We start from the raw sequence: 16,934 nt of genomic DNA, 5'->3' as shown, positions 1-16,934 counted from the left end.
CTTGCATCGGGGCGGGCGGCCTCTAAAGTCCTTGCCGAGTGAACGATATGGTCGATCGGGTGAGCGCGAGAGACACCGACTGGGACGGCGTACGCCTCCACGTCGTCACCGGGAAGGGCGGCACGGGCAAGACGACCGTCGCCGCCGCACTCGCCCTGGCGCTGGCCGCGGGCGGCCGCAAGGTCCTGCTCGTCGAGGTCGAGGGGCGCCAGGGCATCGCCCAGCTCTTCGACTGCCCGCCGTTGCCCTACGAGGAGCGCCGCGTCGCCGTCGCGCCGGACGGCGGGGACGTCTACGCGCTCGCCGTCGACACCGAAGAGGCGCTCATCGAGTACCTCGAGATGTTCTACAGCCTCAAGCGCGCCGGGAAGGCGATGACCAAGCTCGGCATCGTCGACTTCGTCACCACCATCGCCCCCGGCCTGCGCGACGTGATCCTCACCGGCAAGACGTCGGAGTCGGTGCGCCGCCGGAAGAAGGACGGCTCGTTCATCTACGACGCCGTCGTCATGGACGCCCCGCCCACCGGCCGCATCACCAAGTTCCTCAACGTCAACGACGAGGTCTCCGGGCTCGCCAAGGTCGGGCCGGTCCGCAACCACGCCGACACCGTGATGAAGGTCGTGCGCAACCCCGAGACCGCCGTCCACTTCGTCACGCTGCTGGAGGAGATGCCGGTCCAGGAGACGATGGACGGCATCCACGAGCTCACCGGGGTGGGGCTGCCGGTCGGCGGCGTCATCGTCAACATGGAGCACCAGCCCGTCCTGTCGGAGGACGACCTCGCGGCGGCCGCCGCCGGCAACCTGGACACCGACGAGATCCTGCGCGGCGTGAAGGCCGCCGGGCTGGAGCACGACGCCGAGTCCATCGCCGCGGTGCTGGCCGCCGAGGCCGGCGAGCACGCCCGCCGCACCGCGCTGCAGCGCCGCGAGAAGGAGCGGCTGGAGTCCGTCGACCGGCCCCGCTACACGCTGCCGATGCTGTCCGACGGCATGGACCTCGCCGGCCTGTACGACCTGGCCGCGGCCTTGCGCGCGCAGGGCGCCGCGTAATCCCCGGGGGAGAGGACGTTATGAGCCCCACCAAGAACCCGCCGGCGCTGGACGTCGACGCGCTGCTCGACGACCCGCGCACCAAGATCATCGTGTGCTGCGGGTCCGGCGGCGTGGGCAAGACCACGACGGCCGCGGCCCTCGGCGTGCGGGCCGCCGAGCGCGGCCGCGACGTCGTCGTGCTCACCGTCGACCCGGCGCGCCGCCTCGCCCAGTCGATGGGGCTGTCCGAGCTGGACAACAACCCGCGCAAGATCGAGGTCGGCGGCGACGGCGAGCTGCACGCCATGATGCTCGACATGAAGCGGACCTTCGACGAGATCGTCGAGGCGCACGCCGACCCGGACCGGGCCAAGCAGATCCTCGCCAACCCCTTCTACCAGTCGCTCTCCTCGTCGCTGTCGGGCACGCAGGAGTACATGGCGATGGAGAAGCTCGGGCAGCTGCACCGCTCCGGCGCCTGGGACCTGATCATCGTCGACACCCCGCCGTCCCGGAACGCCCTGGACTTCCTGGACGCCCCCGAGCGGATGGGCCGCTTCCTCGACGGCCGCTTCATGAAGATCCTCGCCGCCCCCGCCAAGACCGGCGGGCGGTTCGGCGTGAAGGTGATCAGCGCCGGGTTCGGCATGTTCACCGGCGCCATCAACAAGGTCCTCGGCGTCCAGCTGCTGCGCGACGTGCAGACGTTCGTCGCCGCGTTCGACACGATGTTCGGCGGGTTCCGCGAGCGCGCCGAGAAGACGTTCAAGCTGCTCCAGACCCCCGGCACCGCGTTCCTCGTCGTCGCCGCGCCGGAGCCGGACGCGCTGCGCGAGGCGTCCTACTTCGTCGAGCGGCTCGCCGAGGAGCGGATGCCGCTGGCCGGGCTCGTCGTCAACCGCGTGCACGAGTCCGCCGCCGACGGGCTGTCGGCGGCGCGCAGCCAGGCCGCCGCCGAGACGCTGGAGGAGCGCGGCGAGCACACGCTGACCGCCGCGCTGCTGCGCCTGCACACCGACCGCATGCAGCTCGCCGCCCGCGAGGAGCGGCTGCGCGACCACTTCGCCTCGACGCACCCGACCGTCCCGGTCACCGCCGTCCCCGCGCAGGCCGAGGACGTCCACGACCTCGAAGGCCTCCGCCAGGTCGGCGAGGACCTCTCGCTCCTCCCGGAAACCCGCGCGAAGCGCCCCGCCTGACGGCACTGAGGCCGCCCCCGGGCGGCGGAGGGGGTCAGCCGGGGGTCGGCGCGGTCTGGAAGACGGGCCAGCCGATCTCGGTGCGCCACTCCGACGTGTCAGGGGTGTCGCGGCGGCCGACGAGGTAGTACTCGCGCATGGGGCCGTCCACCGCGAGCGCGTGCCGCGAGACGTACGCGGCCAGCGTGCCGTAGGAGCGGTCCACGCCGGCGGGCGAACCGTGGTGCGTGATGACGGCGAGCTCCGCCGCGGAAACCTCCCGGGGCGCGACGCGGCCCGTCGGGCGGACGGTCCCGGCGCACGGCACGAAGATGGTCGCCTCGCCGCGATGCCGGGTGTACAGCTCGTCGGCGAAGACCCCGCCGGCGTGGCCGGTCTCGGGAAGGTCCTGCGCCGCGATCGTCCCGTACAGCTCGCCGAGCGCGCCCTGGAACCACGCGGCCATGTCGGCGACGTCGACGACCTCGGTGACCGCCGCCGCCCGGATGGCCGGCACGCTGCGCAGACCGACGTTCGCGGACGCGTCCGCCGGGGGAGGAGCGAGCAGGTCGCGCAGCGCGGCGACGGCGCACCGCGTCCGGCCGAGGTCGTCCTCCAGCCGGCGCAGGTGCGCGACGATCCGCTCGTTGCGGGCGTGCACGTCGGGGGCCGCGAGTACCGCCTCGATGTCGTCGAGCGGCATACCGAGGTCACGGAAGCGCCGGATGACCTGCGCGGTCGGGATCTGCTCGGCGGTGTAGCGCCGGTAGCCCGTGGCCGGGTCCACGTGGGCGGGTTCGAGCAGCCCGACGCGGTGGTAGTGCCGCAGCGTCTTCACGGTCATGTGGGTGGCGCGCGAGAAGTCCCCGATGGACAGGTACGTCATGCCGCCCATTCTGGGGTCTCCCCTCGGGGGAGGGTCTGCACCGTCCGCCCGGCTTGACCCTGCCCGTGCGGCAGCCGCGAGCGTCGTACCCGACGGCCCGCCGGGCCGGACGAGAGGAGACCGACGATGACGCAGGCGACCGACCACGAGCTGCGGCCCGCCACGATCGAGGACATCGCCCGCCGCTACGTCGCGGTGTGGAGCGAACCCGACGCCGGACGCCGCCGCGCCGCCATCGCCGCGCTGTGGGCGGAGGACGGCGTCGAGCTCGTTGAGACCGCGCGGTTCCGCGGCCACGACGAGCTGGAGGCGAGGATCGCCGAGGCGTACGACGCGTTCGCGGGCAGCGGCAGGTACACCGTGGAGTCGGCGGGCGACGTGTTCGGCAACCACAACGCGGTCACGTTCACCGTCCGGCTCGTGACGGGCGGCGGGGACGTCGCATGGGCCGCGCGGGTGTTCCTCGTCCTCGGCGAGGACGACCTCATCCGCTACGACTACCAGTTCACCGTGCAGCCCCTGGAGGCATGACCACCGAGCGCACCTGCGCACCTCACGCACGCGCAAACGTGCCCGGCGCCGCGTACGCGGTGCGCCGGGGCGGGTGCGCGGCGTGAGCACGGGCAGGCGCGGCGGCAGGCCCGCACCTCATCGGTACGGGCCCGCAGCCGCGCTTCAGTGGACCTTGCGGTCACCTGCCGTCGACCGATCCCAGCGGACCGGCCGTGCCCATGACCGCCCGCAGGCGGCCGCCGGGCGTACTGCCAACCGGCGCCGAGCTCCGCTCAGCTCGCGACGAGCTCTTCCTCGTCGGCCTCGACCGATCGCTCGTACTCCTCCTTGGCGGTCTCCAGCAGCTCGCGCCACGACCGCACATCCGGCCGCCGCCGCAAGAGCGCGCGACGCTCCCGCTCCGTCATGCCGCCCCAGACGCCGAACTCGATCCTGTTGTCGAGGGCGTCGGCGAGACATTCCGTGCGCACCGGGCAGCCGCGGCAGATGAGCTTGGCCCGGTTCTGCGCCGCTCCCTGAACGAACAGGGCGTCCGGATCCGCGTTACGGCAGGCGGCGCGGGCGGTCCAATCCGTGATCCACATCTTGGCCCCACTCCCCTAGGGTCTGTGTCGATTTGCGCTCCTTGGCCGGACGGGCGCGGACGTCAGGCCGCCAAACGAAAGCCGTGGGGAAGAACTTACGGAAGCGAGGGACGATTCAACAGACCCCGATGGGCCCATTCTCGATATAGCCCACCGGGGCCATACCGCCGGAACGGACTAGTTACCTGTAGTTGACGCGCCAGACACGGCGCAGGTTGTCACGAGGGGTACATACCGGGCGAACATCCGGCGCCGCGCGCCCCGCTGCGCCCGAGCCCGGGGGACCTGTCCCGTATGCACTGGTCGTCCCGCGTACCCTAGAGCGCGTGCGCGCTGCGAAGCTAGATCGGGGTAAGGCCTTCTCCACGCTGTTCAAGCTGCTGGGAGCGGGCGTCGTCGCGGGTGTCCTGGTCGCGTTCATCGCGCTGCCCGGCGTCGGCAGCGCGGGGCTGACCGCGCGCGACGCCGCGAACAACTTCGAGGACATGGACAGCAACCTCAAGACGACGCCGCCGTCGGAGAAGACGGTGATGTACGACGCCAACGGCAAGCAGATCGCCACGTTCTTCGACAAGTACCGCGAGTCGGTCCGGCTCGACCAGGTCGCCCCCATCATGCGGCAGGCGATGGTCGACATCGAGGACTCGCGCTTCTACAAGCACGGCGCTCTCGACCTGAAGGGCACCATCCGCGCGCTGGCGTCCAACGTCGAGTCCGAGCAGACGCAGGGCGGCTCCACCCTCACGCAGCAGTACGTGAAGAACCTGCTCGTCGACCAGGCGACGACCCAGGAGGAGTACAAGGACGTCACGGCCCCGACCGTGGGCCGCAAGCTCCGCGAGCTGCGCTACGCGCTCGACATCGAGCAGCACATGACCAAGGACCAGATCCTCGAGGGCTACCTCAACGTCGCGTACTTCAGCGCCGGCGCCTACGGCATCCAGGCCGCCGCCAAGCGCTACTTCAGCGTCCCCGCGTCCAAGGTGACCCTCGGGCAGGCCGCCCTCCTGGCCGGCATCACGCAGAACCCCACCCTGTACGACCCGATCCGCAACCCGAAGGAGGCCCGCAAGCGGCGCGACACCGTCCTCTACCGGATGGCGCAGCTCGGGGACATCTCCAAGGCGCAGGCGGACGCCGAGGCCGCCAAGCCGATCCAGCTGAACCGCACCGACCCGGTCGGCGGCTGCGAGTCCAGCAAGGCGCCCTACTTCTGCGAGTACGTCAAGTACGACATGCTCGACATCCTCTCCCACGGCAAGTACTGGCAGATGACGCCGAAGGAGCAGCAGAACGTCGTCAACAAGCTGAACCGCGGCGGCTACACCATCCGCACCACCCTCGACATGAAGTCGCAGAACGCCGTCGACCGGGCGCTGCGCAGCCACGTCGCCCCGGCCGGCAACCGCGTCGGCGCCGAGGCGATGGTCGAGCCCGGCACCGGCAGGATCAAGGCGATCGGGCTGAGCAAGCGGTTCGGCGCGGGCAAGGGCCGCACCACCATCAACCTGCCCGCCGACTCCCACCACGGCGGCGGCACCGGCGTGTCCGCCGGCTCCACCTTCAAGACCTTCACCCTCGCCGCCGCCCTGGACGAGGGCATCCCGGTCAGCACCAGCATCAACTCGCCGCAGACCACGACCGTCGGCGGGTTCCAGCCCTGCAAGTACACCGGCACCATCAACGGCACCAAGTACAAGAACCAGATGGCCGGCGGCGGGACCTGGACGCTGCACAACGCCGGTGACAGCGAGGCCGGCAACTTCAACCTGAAGACCGCGACCTGGCACTCGGTCAACACCTTCTACGCCCAGCTGGAGAAGCGCGTCGGCGTCTGCGACTCCGTCGACATGGCCAAGGCGTTCGGCATGAAGCGGGGCAACGGGGAGGACATCGCGCCGGTCCCGTCCCAGGTCCTCGGCAGCAACGACATCGACATGGTGCACCTCGCCGCCGCCTACGCCGGCTTCGGCGCCCGCGGCAAGTACTGCGAGCCCCTGTCCGTCACGCAGGTCATCGACTCCGACGGCAAGCAGCTGAAGCTGCCCAAGCAGGACTGCCACCAGGCCGTCGACCAGGCCGTCGCCGACAAGGTCAACTCGATCCTCAGCGGCGTCCTCATCAAGGGCACCGCCGCCGGGCGCGGCATCGGCCGTCCCGCCGCCGGCAAGACCGGCACCTGCGAGGAGTTCACCTGCGCGGTGTTCGCCGGCTTCACCCCGAACATGGCCGCCGCCACCGCCTACTGGGACTACCGCGGCCCCTGGCAGTACAAGGTCTACGGCGTCTACGGCGCGGACACCCCCGGCGCGATGTGGCAGCAGAGCATGCAGGACGCCCTCGCCGGCAAGCCCGCGCCCGGCTTCAGCACCCCGTCCCGCGACTTCGGCGACACCACCCGCGTCCCGCAGGTGAAGGGCATGAAGCTCGCCGCCGCCAAGGCCAAGATCGCGGGCGCCGACCTGCGGGTGCAGGTCGCGTCCGGGTCCGTGGACTCCGACCAGCCGAAGGGCACGGTCGTGTCGACCTCGCCGGACGCGGGCTCCGAGGTCCCGCCCGGCACCACCGTCATCCTCTACATCAGCAACGGCAAGAAGAAGGGCGACGGCGGGAACGACCACGGGAACGGCGACGAGGGCTTCCCCGGCTGGCCGCCGCCGGGCCCTTCGCTCACTCCGCGAGCTGCCGCTTGACCTCCGCGGCGACGCGCCCGCCCTCGGCGCGCCCGGCGACCTTCGGGTTCACGACCTTCATGACCTGCCCCATCGCCCGCGGGCCCGCCGCCCCCGTCGCGGCGATCGCGTCCGCCACCAGCGCGGTCAGCTCCTCGTCCGCCAGCTGCGCGGGCAGGTACTCCTCCAGCACCGCGCCCTCGTCCCGCTCGGCCTGCGCCTGCTCCGCGCGGCCCGCGTCCCCGAACGCCGTCGCCGCCTCCCGCCGCTTCTTCGCCTCCCGGGTGAGCACCTTCACCACGTCGTCGTCCGAGAGCTCGCGCGCCTGCTTCCCGGCGACCTCCTCGTTCTTCACCGCCGTCAGCGCCATCCGCAGCGTCCGCGTGCGCACCTCGTCGCGCGCCTTCATCGCCACCGACAGGTCGGTCTCCAGCTTCACCTTCAGGTCGCTCATGGTCACATCATGCCCGCACGAACCCGGCCGCCTCATCAGGATTACCGCGAGGTGCCCATGTCTGGAACCATGGACGCCAGAGAAGGGAGAACCGTGCGAAAGATCTACGCCGCGTCCCTCGGCCTCCTGGGCGCGGGCGCCGCGACCTTCGGGTACGCCTCGGTGATCGAGCGGAACTGGTTCCGGCTCCGCCGCTTCGACGTGCCGGTGCTGGCGCCCGGCCGTCCTCCGGTCAAGATCCTGCACCTCTCCGACGCGCACCTGACGCCCGGCCGGTCCCGCCTCATCCACTGGGTCCGCTCCCTGGACGCCCTGGAGCCCGACCTCGTCGTCAACACCGGCGACACCCTCTCCCACCGGGACGCCATCGGCCCCTTCCTGGACGCCCTCGGCCCCCTCCTGGACCGTCCGGGCGTCTTCGTCTACGGGTCCAACGACCTGTACTCCCCGGTCTTCAAGAACCCGCTGCGCTACATCTGGCGCACCAGCAAGTCCGACTACGGCCGCCGCCGCCGCGAGCCCGACCTGCCCTACCGCGAGCTCGGCTCGTCCCTCCAGGCCGCCGGCTGGCTCGACCTCAACAACCGCATCGGCCGCCTCAAGGTCGGCGAGCTCGACGTCGAGTTCGGCGGCATCGACGACTCGCACATCAACCGGGACCGCTACGACAAGATCGCCGGCCCCGTCGACCCGCAGGCCGACGTCCACCTCGGCGTCATGCACTCCCCCGAGCCCCGCAACCTCGACCGCTTCGCCGCCGACGGCTACGACCTCCTCCTCGCCGGCCACACCCACGGCGGCCAGGTCTGCGTCCCCTTCTACGGCGCCCTCGCCACCAACTGCGGCATCGACCGGCCCCGCGTCAAGGGCCTGCACGAGCACCGCGGCTCCTGGCTCCACGTCTCCGCCGGCCTCGGCACGTCCCCCACGGCCCCCGTCCGCTTCTGCTGCCCGCCCGAGGCCTCCCTCCTCACCCTCGTCCCCCGATGACCCCGCCGCCCCAAATCGGGTACGCACCACTCCCCGACATCCGCTAAAGTGGTCAAGGCGCCGGGAGCACGTACGACTCCCGGGCAGCCACCACCGGGGTGTAGCGCAGCTTGGCAGCGCGCTTCGTTCGGGACGAAGAGGTCGTGGGTTCAAATCCCGCCACCCCGACAGAAACCGCCAGGTCAGAGGCCGGTTCCCAAACAGGGAATCCGGCCTCTTGATCGTTTGACCCTCATCTGACCCCACCCCTGAACGAGACCCCGCAACACCCAGGGTCACGCACCATCACCCCGCGGCCACATCTCAGCCCCTCCGACACCCCATCTGAACCGTGGCCCCGACACCCCTGCAGCGCAGGACCGTCGTCTACTGGACGGCTGCATCGCGAGCCGAGCTGCCCGACGCGCTCCATCACAAGCTCATGCCCCCGCACAGCCTCAACGGCCAGCACGGCTGCGCAAGGGGCCTGCTCTGCCGTACGGAGCATCTCAGCAGCCAACTCTCAGCCGGACTCACACCATCCGACGGACGGCCGGCACCTCGCGAAACTACGGTGGCACCGGGCTCCGCCATCCCACGCCTGTGAGGAACCGCCGACATGCCGCCCACCATCACGGACCAGACGACCTACAGGGACCACTGCGCGGAAGGCGTCACAGACCAACCCCTCGACGAAGCCCTCAAGAACGCGTTCGGCTGGACCCAGTACCCCGGCCACGGCCCCGGCGGCGAACTACTCGGCAACCCCGCGACGGCCCTGGAGCTCGGCTCGGGCCGAGGCGACGCCATAGCGGCCCTGGCAAGCAAGGGCATCACTGCGACCGGCCTGGACATCTCCCCAACCCAGTGTCAGAAGGCCCGTGCCCGTTGGTCCCACCTCCCCAAAGCGCACTTCGAACACGGCGACGTCCTCGACTACCTCGCCAGCGCCGATGGCCACTGGGACGCCATCTACTCGATCTGGGGAGCGGTCTGGTTCACCAACCCGGAAGTCCTGCTCCCGCTTATCCACGACCGCCTGACCCCAGACGGCGGGCTCGTCTTCTCCCACGCCCCACCCGTCCCAGGCGCCTACGGCGTCCAAGGCACCTACGCCGCCGGTCTAACCGGCCGTCAGGTCTGGCTCTACCGCTGGTCCTACGAACCCGCCACCTGGGCAACTACCCTCGAGACTTATGGCTTCACCAAGGTCGACGCCACCATCGAACCGGCCCCCATCCCACGCCACGTAGGTACCTTGTTGGCCCGAGCATGCAAGGGGACAGAGTCGCCGTGCCGAAGACTAATCAAGGGTGAACATGGGGTTGAACACTGACGGGATCACACCCGAAATTCTCGTCACTGATAGCAAGTACATGCCCGGCACAGAAGTCATTGAAGTGCCGGGGCTCGGCTATTGGGCGACTCGCGAATCCGCGCAGGATGCACTTGATAAACTGGCTCGCGGAGTCTGCCCGATGACTCACGAGACCGAGACGGGGCTCGAACCCCAGAGATGCCGCATCTGCGGCAAGATAGAACGAATAACGAGTTCCGAGATCACTGAATCGACAAACCAGGAAACCGAAAATACGCAACACATTCAAATTTGCAGGAATTCGGATTTCTGACTAGAATAGCGCGTCCTCGACGCTGACGCCGGCCGTATCCACGCGTGGGCGACCATCATGGCGAGGTTCCGCCACCTCGGTGGGCAACACAGCCTCGACCGGAGAATCGTCCGGATCTCTGGGTTCCGGCAGCTCTTCGGTCCTCCAATGCTCAAGTCGCCGCAGCATCATTTCGGTGGGTGCAGGCCAACCGAACGCAGCACAGAGGACGTGCATCGCAAGGCGAGGCGGAACAGCGTTGCCAATCTGCTGGCCGACATCGCGACCCGACCAAGGGTAGTCTGCAGGGAACGTCTGGAGACGTCCAGCTTCGGAGAAGGAGAAACGATCCAACTCTACACCACTTGGGGAAACGACTCTATTGCGCGATACTTTGCCGGTGACCGTAGCCGATGGCTCAGAAGACGCACGACGGCCACGAGCCTTTGGGTCCCCACCCGTACCGTAGTTCGAAACGACGTAAAACGATGACTCTCGATCAATGACGTCTGCCATCGTTCTCCATGCCAGGAGCTTTTCATCCCCTTCATCCCGAGGAACCCCCTTCCGATAGGGGCGGTGCGTTGGCTTAGGAAAATTTACTCCAGCACCATCTGAACGGGCGATGAGCACCGCTCTCTTACGGGTCTGCGGAACTCCAAACTGCTCCGTTCGAAGAAGTTTGCAATCTGCGGAATAGCCCTGAGCCTCCAGCGCTTTCGCATAGGCCTCCCAGACGGGGAGCACCGCTGGGACTTGCTCAAGTATTATCGCCTCGTAAGGTTCACACGGACCGTCAATCGCTTCGAGCACCCATCGGAGCGGCTCCAATACAAGACCAGTCCGCTCATCTTCCAACTTCGCTAGATCCCGTTCGATCTCATCGCGATCGTCCCTTTCCACCAGACGATCGACAAACCTCAGGACGTCGTCGAGTGCCCTCCGACCGGCTCCGGTGCCTGCGACGGTGAAAGTCTGACAAGGCGGTCCTCCGGCAAGCACATTCGCTTGAGGGAAGTCACGCGGACCGTAGTGACGTACGTCACCGGAGATGGTCTCCAGGCCAGCGGCTCGGCGCGTCGCACAGGCGCCGTCGTCCCACTCCACACCGACGGTCGCGACCTCGAGCTTCTCGGCTGCCACGTCCAGTCCGCCAGGACCGGCGAAGAGGTCAACGATCTTGACGGGCTCCACTTGATCTCCAGGAAGTCGTCTGATGCCTGATACGGCCGCCAGCGTCGCTTGTCCAGTTGCCCCAGCCGCAACAGACAACTCGGCGACCCCACAGCGTACCGCGAGCCACCGACGGTCCACCTGGAGGTCACCTGCATGGCTTTGCCCGCACCACACATGCGACGGCCAGGACACTGGAGACGTCCACGATCACCACGCAGCCCGCTACCGACCACTCAGCTCTTCATTCGAAAGATCGAATTCCTGATCAGGGTTAAGGAGTTCATCTTTTGGCGATCCGCCCATTAGCGCGTGCCGGCCCCCATGACAATCCGAGCACAGCGTCACAAGGTTGGCCTCGTCGTTGGTGCCTCCTTTGCGAACGGGCAGGATATGATGCACTTGAAGTGTCACCCCTTGACCGGGTTTGGCACCACAGTCACGGCAACTCTTTTTGTCCCGTTCAAGTATTCGATAGCGCAACTTGATGGCTTGACGGACACGCGCAGGATGCTTCGTCATAGTGGGAAGCCGATATGATCCCGGCGCAAGTGATGGATCATCTACGTTTGACGTGATCCGCCATCCCTCTTCTTCGAGTTCACGTAAACGACGTGGCCACTCGTGGATCCTTGCAACATAAGCGAGTTGTTCCTTATCCGCAGAACGTGGCGAAATTTGCTGCAAATAGTACAAAAGTCGATCTCTGCCAGAGGTGCTTCCTCCCTCCGGCTTCTTGAGATTTCGAGCTTCTTTGGCTACACGCCACCGCTCAGCCAAATCGACATCGGGCTCAGAGGTCGTAAGCCTATAGTGATCATGGGGCATGTCGTCCCGTGTAATGCCGGACTCGATCGGCCAGCCGAATTCGACCCGGAGTTCCCGGACTCGCCGCGCCCACTCGGTTATACCCGACACGCCAGTGAGAGCATCCGCGGGTACAGACTTTCCGACATGCATCTGCAGATAGTACAGAATAGCGTCGCGACCGGATTTAATATCAAAAGTGCGATTGACCTCGGAAAGACTTTCTCGAAGCTCAGCCGAGATCCGGCCGAGTTCACCTGCAAAATTCAACCAGGCCCGTCGGTCGAGCGTCTCTGCTTCGATTTTATTGACTGCATCCGAATACTTTGCGACAACGGATTTGAGGTTCTCGAACGCTCGCGCACGTTCTGTATCGCGCTCCTCGGCCACCTTACCTCCCTAAGGGTTGCCGCCTGATCATATGCCCATTTTACGCAGATTGCGATCTTTGGCGGGTTCCAATAGTGTCCGTACCGATACGCGACTTCGCATTGTGATCACCGTGGCACCCGTCGTCAACGAGGCGGTCATCCTCCGTGACGAGGCAGACGCCGATGAGGCGGTCCGCCGCTTCGCTGGTACTCAGCTGGCCTCAGGGGGTGTGTTCCGTCCCCAATCCGACGCACGTAGTCGCAGCCAGATGTCAACCTGATCCGCGATCAAGCGGGCAACCTGGCCGGGAAGGTGACCCCTCTTCGCCGGCCGCGCGATGTCGCAACTGCATGGCTGGCGCCGCTCAGCATCTAACGACGCTGATTACGTGGTTGTCGTCCCACGCGCCAGCAGGACACACGGATGACGATCCACGGCTGCCGCGCAAAGTTGATGTCGGAGAGGAGCGTCGTGACCGAAGCGTCGCTCGTTGCTTGATCGTCGGGCGCGTTACGCCGATGCCTCGTACCGTGGGTCACATGTCCGTTCCTCGGCCCGCAAAGGCCTCCAGCCTTGGCGTACGTAAGAGCATGCAGAGCAACAAGAGCCGGGACACCAAGCCCGAACTGGCCCTGCGTCGAGCCGTGCATGCACTCGGGCTGCGTTACCGCGTTTCGATCCGCCCCCTGCCCAGCGTGCGACGTACGGCCGACCTGGTCTTCACGAGGGCCCGTGTGGCCGTCTTCATGGACGGCTGCTTCTGGCACGGCTGTCCCGTTCACCATACGAAGTCCGCCACGAACGCGGAGTACTGGGCCGAGAAGGTCCGCCGCAACCGAGAGCGAGATCAGCAGACCGATCGTTTGCTCCATGAGGCCGGCTGGCGAACGATTCGCGTCTGGGAGCACGAGGATCCTCGCGAGGCAGCGGAACGGGTCGCCGAGGAGGTGCGGGCAAGCACCTGAAGGCCCGGTCCGCGGGAGGCGGAGCGGCGAGCGGGAGATGTCGGGATTGGTCGTATATTCTGACTTTGAGTCGGTCTTGACCTCTCTTGTCGATCGAGGTGTCCCGTGTGACCTCGCTACTGACCACCGCCGAAGACGTCCTGTCCATGTTCAAGGTCACGCGCCGAGCACGAGTGGAGTACGAGACCTGGGCAAATAGCGACCGGCGCAAGCACACGGTCGTTCCACACGTCTTGGCTCACCGGACAAGGTTTCTCTACGAAGTTCGACCCGAGGACGTTGAACGCATCCGTGACCTCCACGATGATAAAGAGCATGCTCTTGGGCAGATTCAGCGCAGGGCCGGAGAGGCCGTGAAGGACATTGTCAATTGGGAGCCCGACTATGCGTTCGTGCACACGTTTCACTACATCCTGGAGAGTACTGGCCGCGTGCCAACGTGGCAGGAGTTCCGTTGGCAATGCTTTTCTGATCTCAGGGCCAAGGCCATGCTCTGGGATCCCGCTCAGGAGCTGCGTGACAAGCTGGGCCCGGAAGGATGGAGCCGAGACCAGACCTACGAGTCGATGCGGTGGCGGGTGGGCAACTACTACTATTCATTTCTTCGAGAACTTCACGTCATCGCCGTACTGAGGGAGCAGGGTATCGACGTTCGATTCCACCCTCTCGCGGATGCGTTGTTCAGGGTCGACGCCTGGTGGCAGCGCACCGCGATCAGTCTGTATGTCGGTAATCCAAAGTTCAAGATGTCCGGGGCCGCCGGACGAAAGCCGCTGGCAGAGGAAATACTTGGCGGCGCTTCGCCGCCCTTCAACTTCGAGACAATCGAGCTCCCTCCAGCAGAGCGGTACGGAATCGCGTACCTGATCTCCCGGGCCAACATCCACAAGATCGGAGAGAGGTTGCTCCGGTCACAGCGCTGAAAAAGGCTCCGCTCAGTCCCTAGAAGTCGAGGATCTCTTCCGGGTACGGATGGGCCACACGGTGGCCATTGGGTACCGGGCGAGTCGGAGGTTCTCTAGTATTCTCGAGCATCTCGGCGCAGGGTTGGTTCGTGCCACGGCGCCCTCCCGCACCTCCTCGAAGCAAGGAGTCTAGAGTCAAATGACCCCTGCCCCACGGTCTTATGAGACGGAGCTGCGCGACATCGAGCTGGCCCTGGAACGAGCGCTCGCGGTAGTGCGGAACACTCCGAGGGAGGGACTGACGGCGACGCGCTGGCTGGACTCGGCCGCAGAGCTGGGCGAGCGGCAGGCCGAGGCTCGTGAGGCAGCGGCCAGAGTGCGACAGGCTCTTCTGGGCTCAGCACGCTTGGCTCTGCTCGCCTACCTTCGTGCCCACGTCGGTGAGCCGGTCGCCGCCAACGCGCTCGAAGGCGTAGCCGCCATCCAGGCATGGACGCGCCGTATCCGGGAGCTTCGGGATCCCTTCGGCTGGGCGGTTGAGAGTGGCACCTCGTCCACCGAGATACAGAAGGACCAATACCGGCTGCTCAGTGACCGGCTTGACGAAGACGCCGCCCAGGACGACAAGGTCGCCGACGCCATCACGGGTCAGACTTCCAAGGAGCGGGTCCTCGAGTACCTGCTCCACCTCAGCCCATGGCCCGTCAGCCCGCAGCGCTTGGAGCAAGTGGCCGGCCAGCAGACGTGGCGCCAGGACATCCGAGAACTCATCGACGAAGGCTGGCTCATCCGCACTCACGAGGACGACCCCACCCTCTCGCCAGGCTTCTACAGACTGAAGCGTCCCGGGTCGGGTGGAGACTCGATTTTCTGAGAGAATCGAGTCATGGCACGTCTGCCTCTATCCACCTGGAGTTGCGCAGGTGAACGGTGCGCATGGAGTCGACCATCGGGCTGTACAAAATCGAGCTGATCGAACCTCACGACCCGTGGAAGATCAACGTCTTTCCGCTCCGGTCATCCTGCAGCGTTCGTCTGGCGGACCTCAGGCAGGACCGTCTCCAAGAGGCCGTGAACGTCGTTCCCTCCTCCGAGCACCAGCTGGCGGTCGAGCAGTCTGTTGCCAGCCTCACACGAGGTCTCGCTTATCAGCGAGCAGCCATGGCAAGCAGATAGGTTCAGATGAGATGAGCCCTGTCGGTCGCTCTCGATGCACACCGGGTCGTTGGAGCAGACATCGGCGTCATCGAGCGCCGAGATGATCAATGGCACCAGCTTCTGCGGCTGCCCAAGCCGAACGAGCCCGCCAAGGGTTCCTTGGGCATCCCCAGCCGCAGTGTAGATCAGGATCCCAGCGGTCTTGTCCTGCCGGTCGGAGTTCGCGTAGATCCGTTCCTGGAGTGAGGCCGACGCGTATCCGCTCGCGAACGCCAGTCGGCGGATGAGCAGGTGCGACAGCGTGTGCAGAGCGACGTAGCGCGGCTCGGGAACGTCGAGTCTGCTAGCCCAGGGGGAGTCCGCTCGTCGTTTCACGAGGATGCCCGCGCGCGCCTGAACGCTAGGTTGGGCTTCCCATTGTGCGAGTTCGTCCTCGGCAAACCTCAGGAAGATGCCCTCGCCGAAAAGCTCAATGGCCGGATAGACGGGGCGTCTCTCCCGATCGGGGCCGAGGTCGGCGCGGATCAGCGCGGACTCCGCGCTGCGGCGCCGGAATCCCCGCAAGGCGACCACTTCGCGTACCCGGCGTACCTGCCCGACTCCGGCGATCCGGCTGATGAGGCCTTCTGGTCCCGAGGCCGCATCCGGGCCCCACCCATCGACGACGAAGTCGCTACCCGTACGGTCTCGCCCGCCCTCGAGCTTCTTCAGGAAGGCGGCCCACTCTCCGTCCTTGAGGTCGAGCAACATGTCATCATCCGCGGTATGGTCCCCTGCCGCAACGGCAAGGACAGTCTCCTTGGTCACGCCGAGTTCGGCGGCCAGCCACTCCGCGACCATGTCCGCCTGGGGTCCACCGTTGTCGGCCACGATCTTTTCGAAGTAGACGTGGCCGCGAATTTTGTCCGCGACATCAACGGATTGTGGGCGTTCCTCCGGGATGTCGAGCGCGGAGATTCGAGCGGCGATGTAGTTCCCCGTCGCTCCTCGCTGGACCGCCACAAGCGGGTGGTCGCAAGGGTTTTTGACGGCGCCTTCCGGCTCCCATGGTTGCCGACCGGCACAGCGGATGCCGTCGCGATGCAGAGCGCCCTTCGTGACGAGTTCCGCCAGGGACCGCGCGTGCCCGCATCCGTAGCACTTGACCCGGAGAGAGGAGAGGCCCTCCCCCCGTTTGGACAGTATTTCGAACCGAAGCTCTTTGTAGGAACGGCAAAAGCGAACCGACTCGTCCGTGCTCGCCTCACGGCCTCGGTGGGTCCAGGCGAACCACGGGATATCCTGGGCGTGACTGCCTTCCTCGCAGATCGCTATGTAGCGCATCGGGACGAGGTGTCCTTCACACTCACAGGTGTTGCGCCACTTTCCCTTCTTCTTCCCGGTCAGTTGTGAGAGCTTGGAGCACCTTTCACAAAACCGCCAGGCGGGAAAGCGCCAGTAGAGCAGGGCAGCCGTGTCTTTGCCCGCGGTGCCGGCGTGAGTCGGCGCCTGCCTCAGGACACCGGCACCGAGTCGGGCGAGGAGACGCTCGCAGCTGATCTCAGGCGTGCGTTTCTTGTCCCACCACGAGGTGTCCGGCGCGATGAGCGACTCACCCCGGATGTCCACGATCGCTCCGACACCGAAGGGCGTGATCGTCTCGGACAACCGC

General features: G+C 66.7%; 16 protein-coding genes and 1 tRNA gene. 11 read left to right on the top strand and 6 right to left on the bottom strand.

Annotation, left to right across the window (positions count from 1 at the left end):
* The first annotated feature begins 59 nt into the window (after nt 1-59).
* Together ACA514_RS27600 and ACA514_RS27595 are read left to right on the top strand one after the other, a co-directional pair.
* The gene (locus ACA514_RS27600) at nt 60-1,055 is read left to right on the top strand and encodes an ArsA-related P-loop ATPase (RefSeq protein WP_375044146.1); all 996 of its coding nucleotides are present in this window, start codon (nt 60-62) and stop codon (nt 1,053-1,055) included.
* Between the two features lie 20 nt (nt 1,056-1,075).
* Nucleotides 1,076-2,236 (top strand): ArsA family ATPase, encoded by a 1,161-nt coding sequence (locus tag ACA514_RS27595; protein WP_375044145.1) that lies wholly within the window; start codon nt 1,076-1,078, stop codon nt 2,234-2,236.
* 34 nt (nt 2,237-2,270) lie between these two features.
* Here ACA514_RS27595 and ACA514_RS27590 read toward each other — a convergent pair whose 3' ends face one another.
* Nucleotides 2,271-3,101 carry a MerR family transcriptional regulator gene (locus ACA514_RS27590; RefSeq protein WP_375044144.1) on the bottom strand — a complete coding sequence of 277 codons (831 nt, stop codon included), beginning with the start codon at nt 3,099-3,101 and terminating at the stop codon, nt 2,271-2,273.
* A 126-nt stretch (nt 3,102-3,227) separates the two neighbouring features.
* Between ACA514_RS27590 and ACA514_RS27585 the strand changes: the two genes are divergently transcribed.
* Nucleotides 3,228-3,632 carry a nuclear transport factor 2 family protein gene (locus ACA514_RS27585; RefSeq protein WP_375044143.1) on the top strand — a complete coding sequence of 135 codons (405 nt, stop codon included), beginning with the start codon at nt 3,228-3,230 and terminating at the stop codon, nt 3,630-3,632.
* A 254-nt stretch (nt 3,633-3,886) separates the two neighbouring features.
* Here ACA514_RS27585 and ACA514_RS27580 read toward each other — a convergent pair whose 3' ends face one another.
* Entirely contained in the window at nt 3,887-4,198 is a 312-nt protein-coding gene (locus ACA514_RS27580) for a WhiB family transcriptional regulator (RefSeq protein ID WP_285915495.1), read from the bottom strand.
* A 326-nt stretch (nt 4,199-4,524) separates the two neighbouring features.
* Here ACA514_RS27580 and ACA514_RS27575 point away from each other — a divergent pair, with 326 nt between their 5' ends.
* Nucleotides 4,525-6,891 carry a penicillin-binding protein gene (locus tag ACA514_RS27575; RefSeq protein WP_375044142.1) on the top strand — a complete coding sequence of 789 codons (2,367 nt, stop codon included), beginning with the start codon at nt 4,525-4,527 and terminating at the stop codon, nt 6,889-6,891.
* On the opposite strand, the gene ACA514_RS27570 is transcribed toward ACA514_RS27575, so the two are convergent.
* Nucleotides 6,869-7,324, bottom strand: coding sequence for a GatB/YqeY domain-containing protein (locus ACA514_RS27570; RefSeq protein WP_375044141.1), 456 nt, complete (start codon nt 7,322-7,324; stop codon nt 6,869-6,871). The genes ACA514_RS27575 and ACA514_RS27570 overlap by 23 nt on opposite strands.
* A 93-nt stretch (nt 7,325-7,417) precedes the next feature.
* Here ACA514_RS27570 and ACA514_RS27565 point away from each other — a divergent pair, with 93 nt between their 5' ends.
* The 4 genes from ACA514_RS27565 to ACA514_RS27550 all read left to right on the top strand — a co-directional run bounded on the left by ACA514_RS27565 (nt 7,418) and on the right by ACA514_RS27550 (nt 9,924).
* Nucleotides 7,418-8,314, top strand: coding sequence for a metallophosphoesterase (locus ACA514_RS27565; RefSeq protein WP_375044140.1), 897 nt, complete (start codon nt 7,418-7,420; stop codon nt 8,312-8,314).
* A gap of 94 nt (nt 8,315-8,408) precedes the next feature.
* Nucleotides 8,409-8,482: transfer RNA gene (locus ACA514_RS27560), tRNA-Pro, on the top strand.
* Between the two features lie 430 nt (nt 8,483-8,912).
* Nucleotides 8,913-9,629: a class I SAM-dependent methyltransferase gene (locus ACA514_RS27555; RefSeq protein WP_375044139.1), complete on the top strand. Its 717-nt coding sequence runs from the start codon at nt 8,913-8,915 to the stop codon at nt 9,627-9,629.
* Nucleotides 9,619-9,924 (top strand): hypothetical protein, encoded by a 306-nt coding sequence (locus ACA514_RS27550; protein WP_375044138.1) that lies wholly within the window; start codon nt 9,619-9,621, stop codon nt 9,922-9,924. The genes ACA514_RS27555 and ACA514_RS27550 overlap by 11 nt, the downstream gene beginning before the upstream one ends.
* Here the strand turns inward: ACA514_RS27550 and ACA514_RS27545 are convergent, their stop codons facing one another.
* On the bottom strand, nt 9,925-11,097 hold the full coding sequence (locus ACA514_RS27545) for a DNA cytosine methyltransferase (protein WP_375044137.1): 1,173 nt from the start codon (nt 11,095-11,097) through the stop codon (nt 9,925-9,927).
* Between the two features lie 204 nt (nt 11,098-11,301).
* Nucleotides 11,302-12,273: an HNH endonuclease gene (locus ACA514_RS27540; protein ID WP_375044136.1), complete on the bottom strand. Its 972-nt coding sequence runs from the start codon at nt 12,271-12,273 to the stop codon at nt 11,302-11,304.
* A gap of 521 nt (nt 12,274-12,794) precedes the next feature.
* Between ACA514_RS27540 and ACA514_RS27535 the strand changes: the two genes are divergently transcribed.
* The 3 genes from ACA514_RS27535 to ACA514_RS27525 all read left to right on the top strand — a co-directional run bounded on the left by ACA514_RS27535 (nt 12,795) and on the right by ACA514_RS27525 (nt 14,999).
* Nucleotides 12,795-13,220 carry a very short patch repair endonuclease gene (locus ACA514_RS27535; protein WP_375044135.1) on the top strand — a complete coding sequence of 142 codons (426 nt, stop codon included), beginning with the start codon at nt 12,795-12,797 and terminating at the stop codon, nt 13,218-13,220.
* Between the two features lie 107 nt (nt 13,221-13,327).
* A complete protein-coding gene (locus tag ACA514_RS27530) occupies nt 13,328-14,143 on the top strand; it encodes a hypothetical protein (RefSeq protein WP_375044134.1) in 816 nt (271 codons plus the stop codon).
* Nucleotides 14,144-14,324: 181 nt separating this feature from the next.
* Nucleotides 14,325-14,999 (top strand): hypothetical protein, encoded by a 675-nt coding sequence (locus ACA514_RS27525; RefSeq protein ID WP_375044133.1) that lies wholly within the window; start codon nt 14,325-14,327, stop codon nt 14,997-14,999.
* Between the two features lie 143 nt (nt 15,000-15,142).
* Here the strand turns inward: ACA514_RS27525 and drmB are convergent, their stop codons facing one another.
* On the bottom strand, nt 15,143-16,930 hold the full coding sequence (gene drmB, locus ACA514_RS27520) for a DrmB family protein (protein ID WP_375044132.1): 1,788 nt from the start codon (nt 16,928-16,930) through the stop codon (nt 15,143-15,145).
* Nucleotides 16,931-16,934 lie beyond the last annotated feature (4 nt).

The sequence above is a fragment of the Actinomadura sp. NTSP31 genome, from assembly GCF_041951385.1.
GTDB classification, from domain to species: domain Bacteria; phylum Actinomycetota; class Actinomycetes; order Streptosporangiales; family Streptosporangiaceae; genus Spirillospora; species Spirillospora napierensis.
This window is presented reverse-complemented; position numbering and strand designations above follow the sequence as displayed.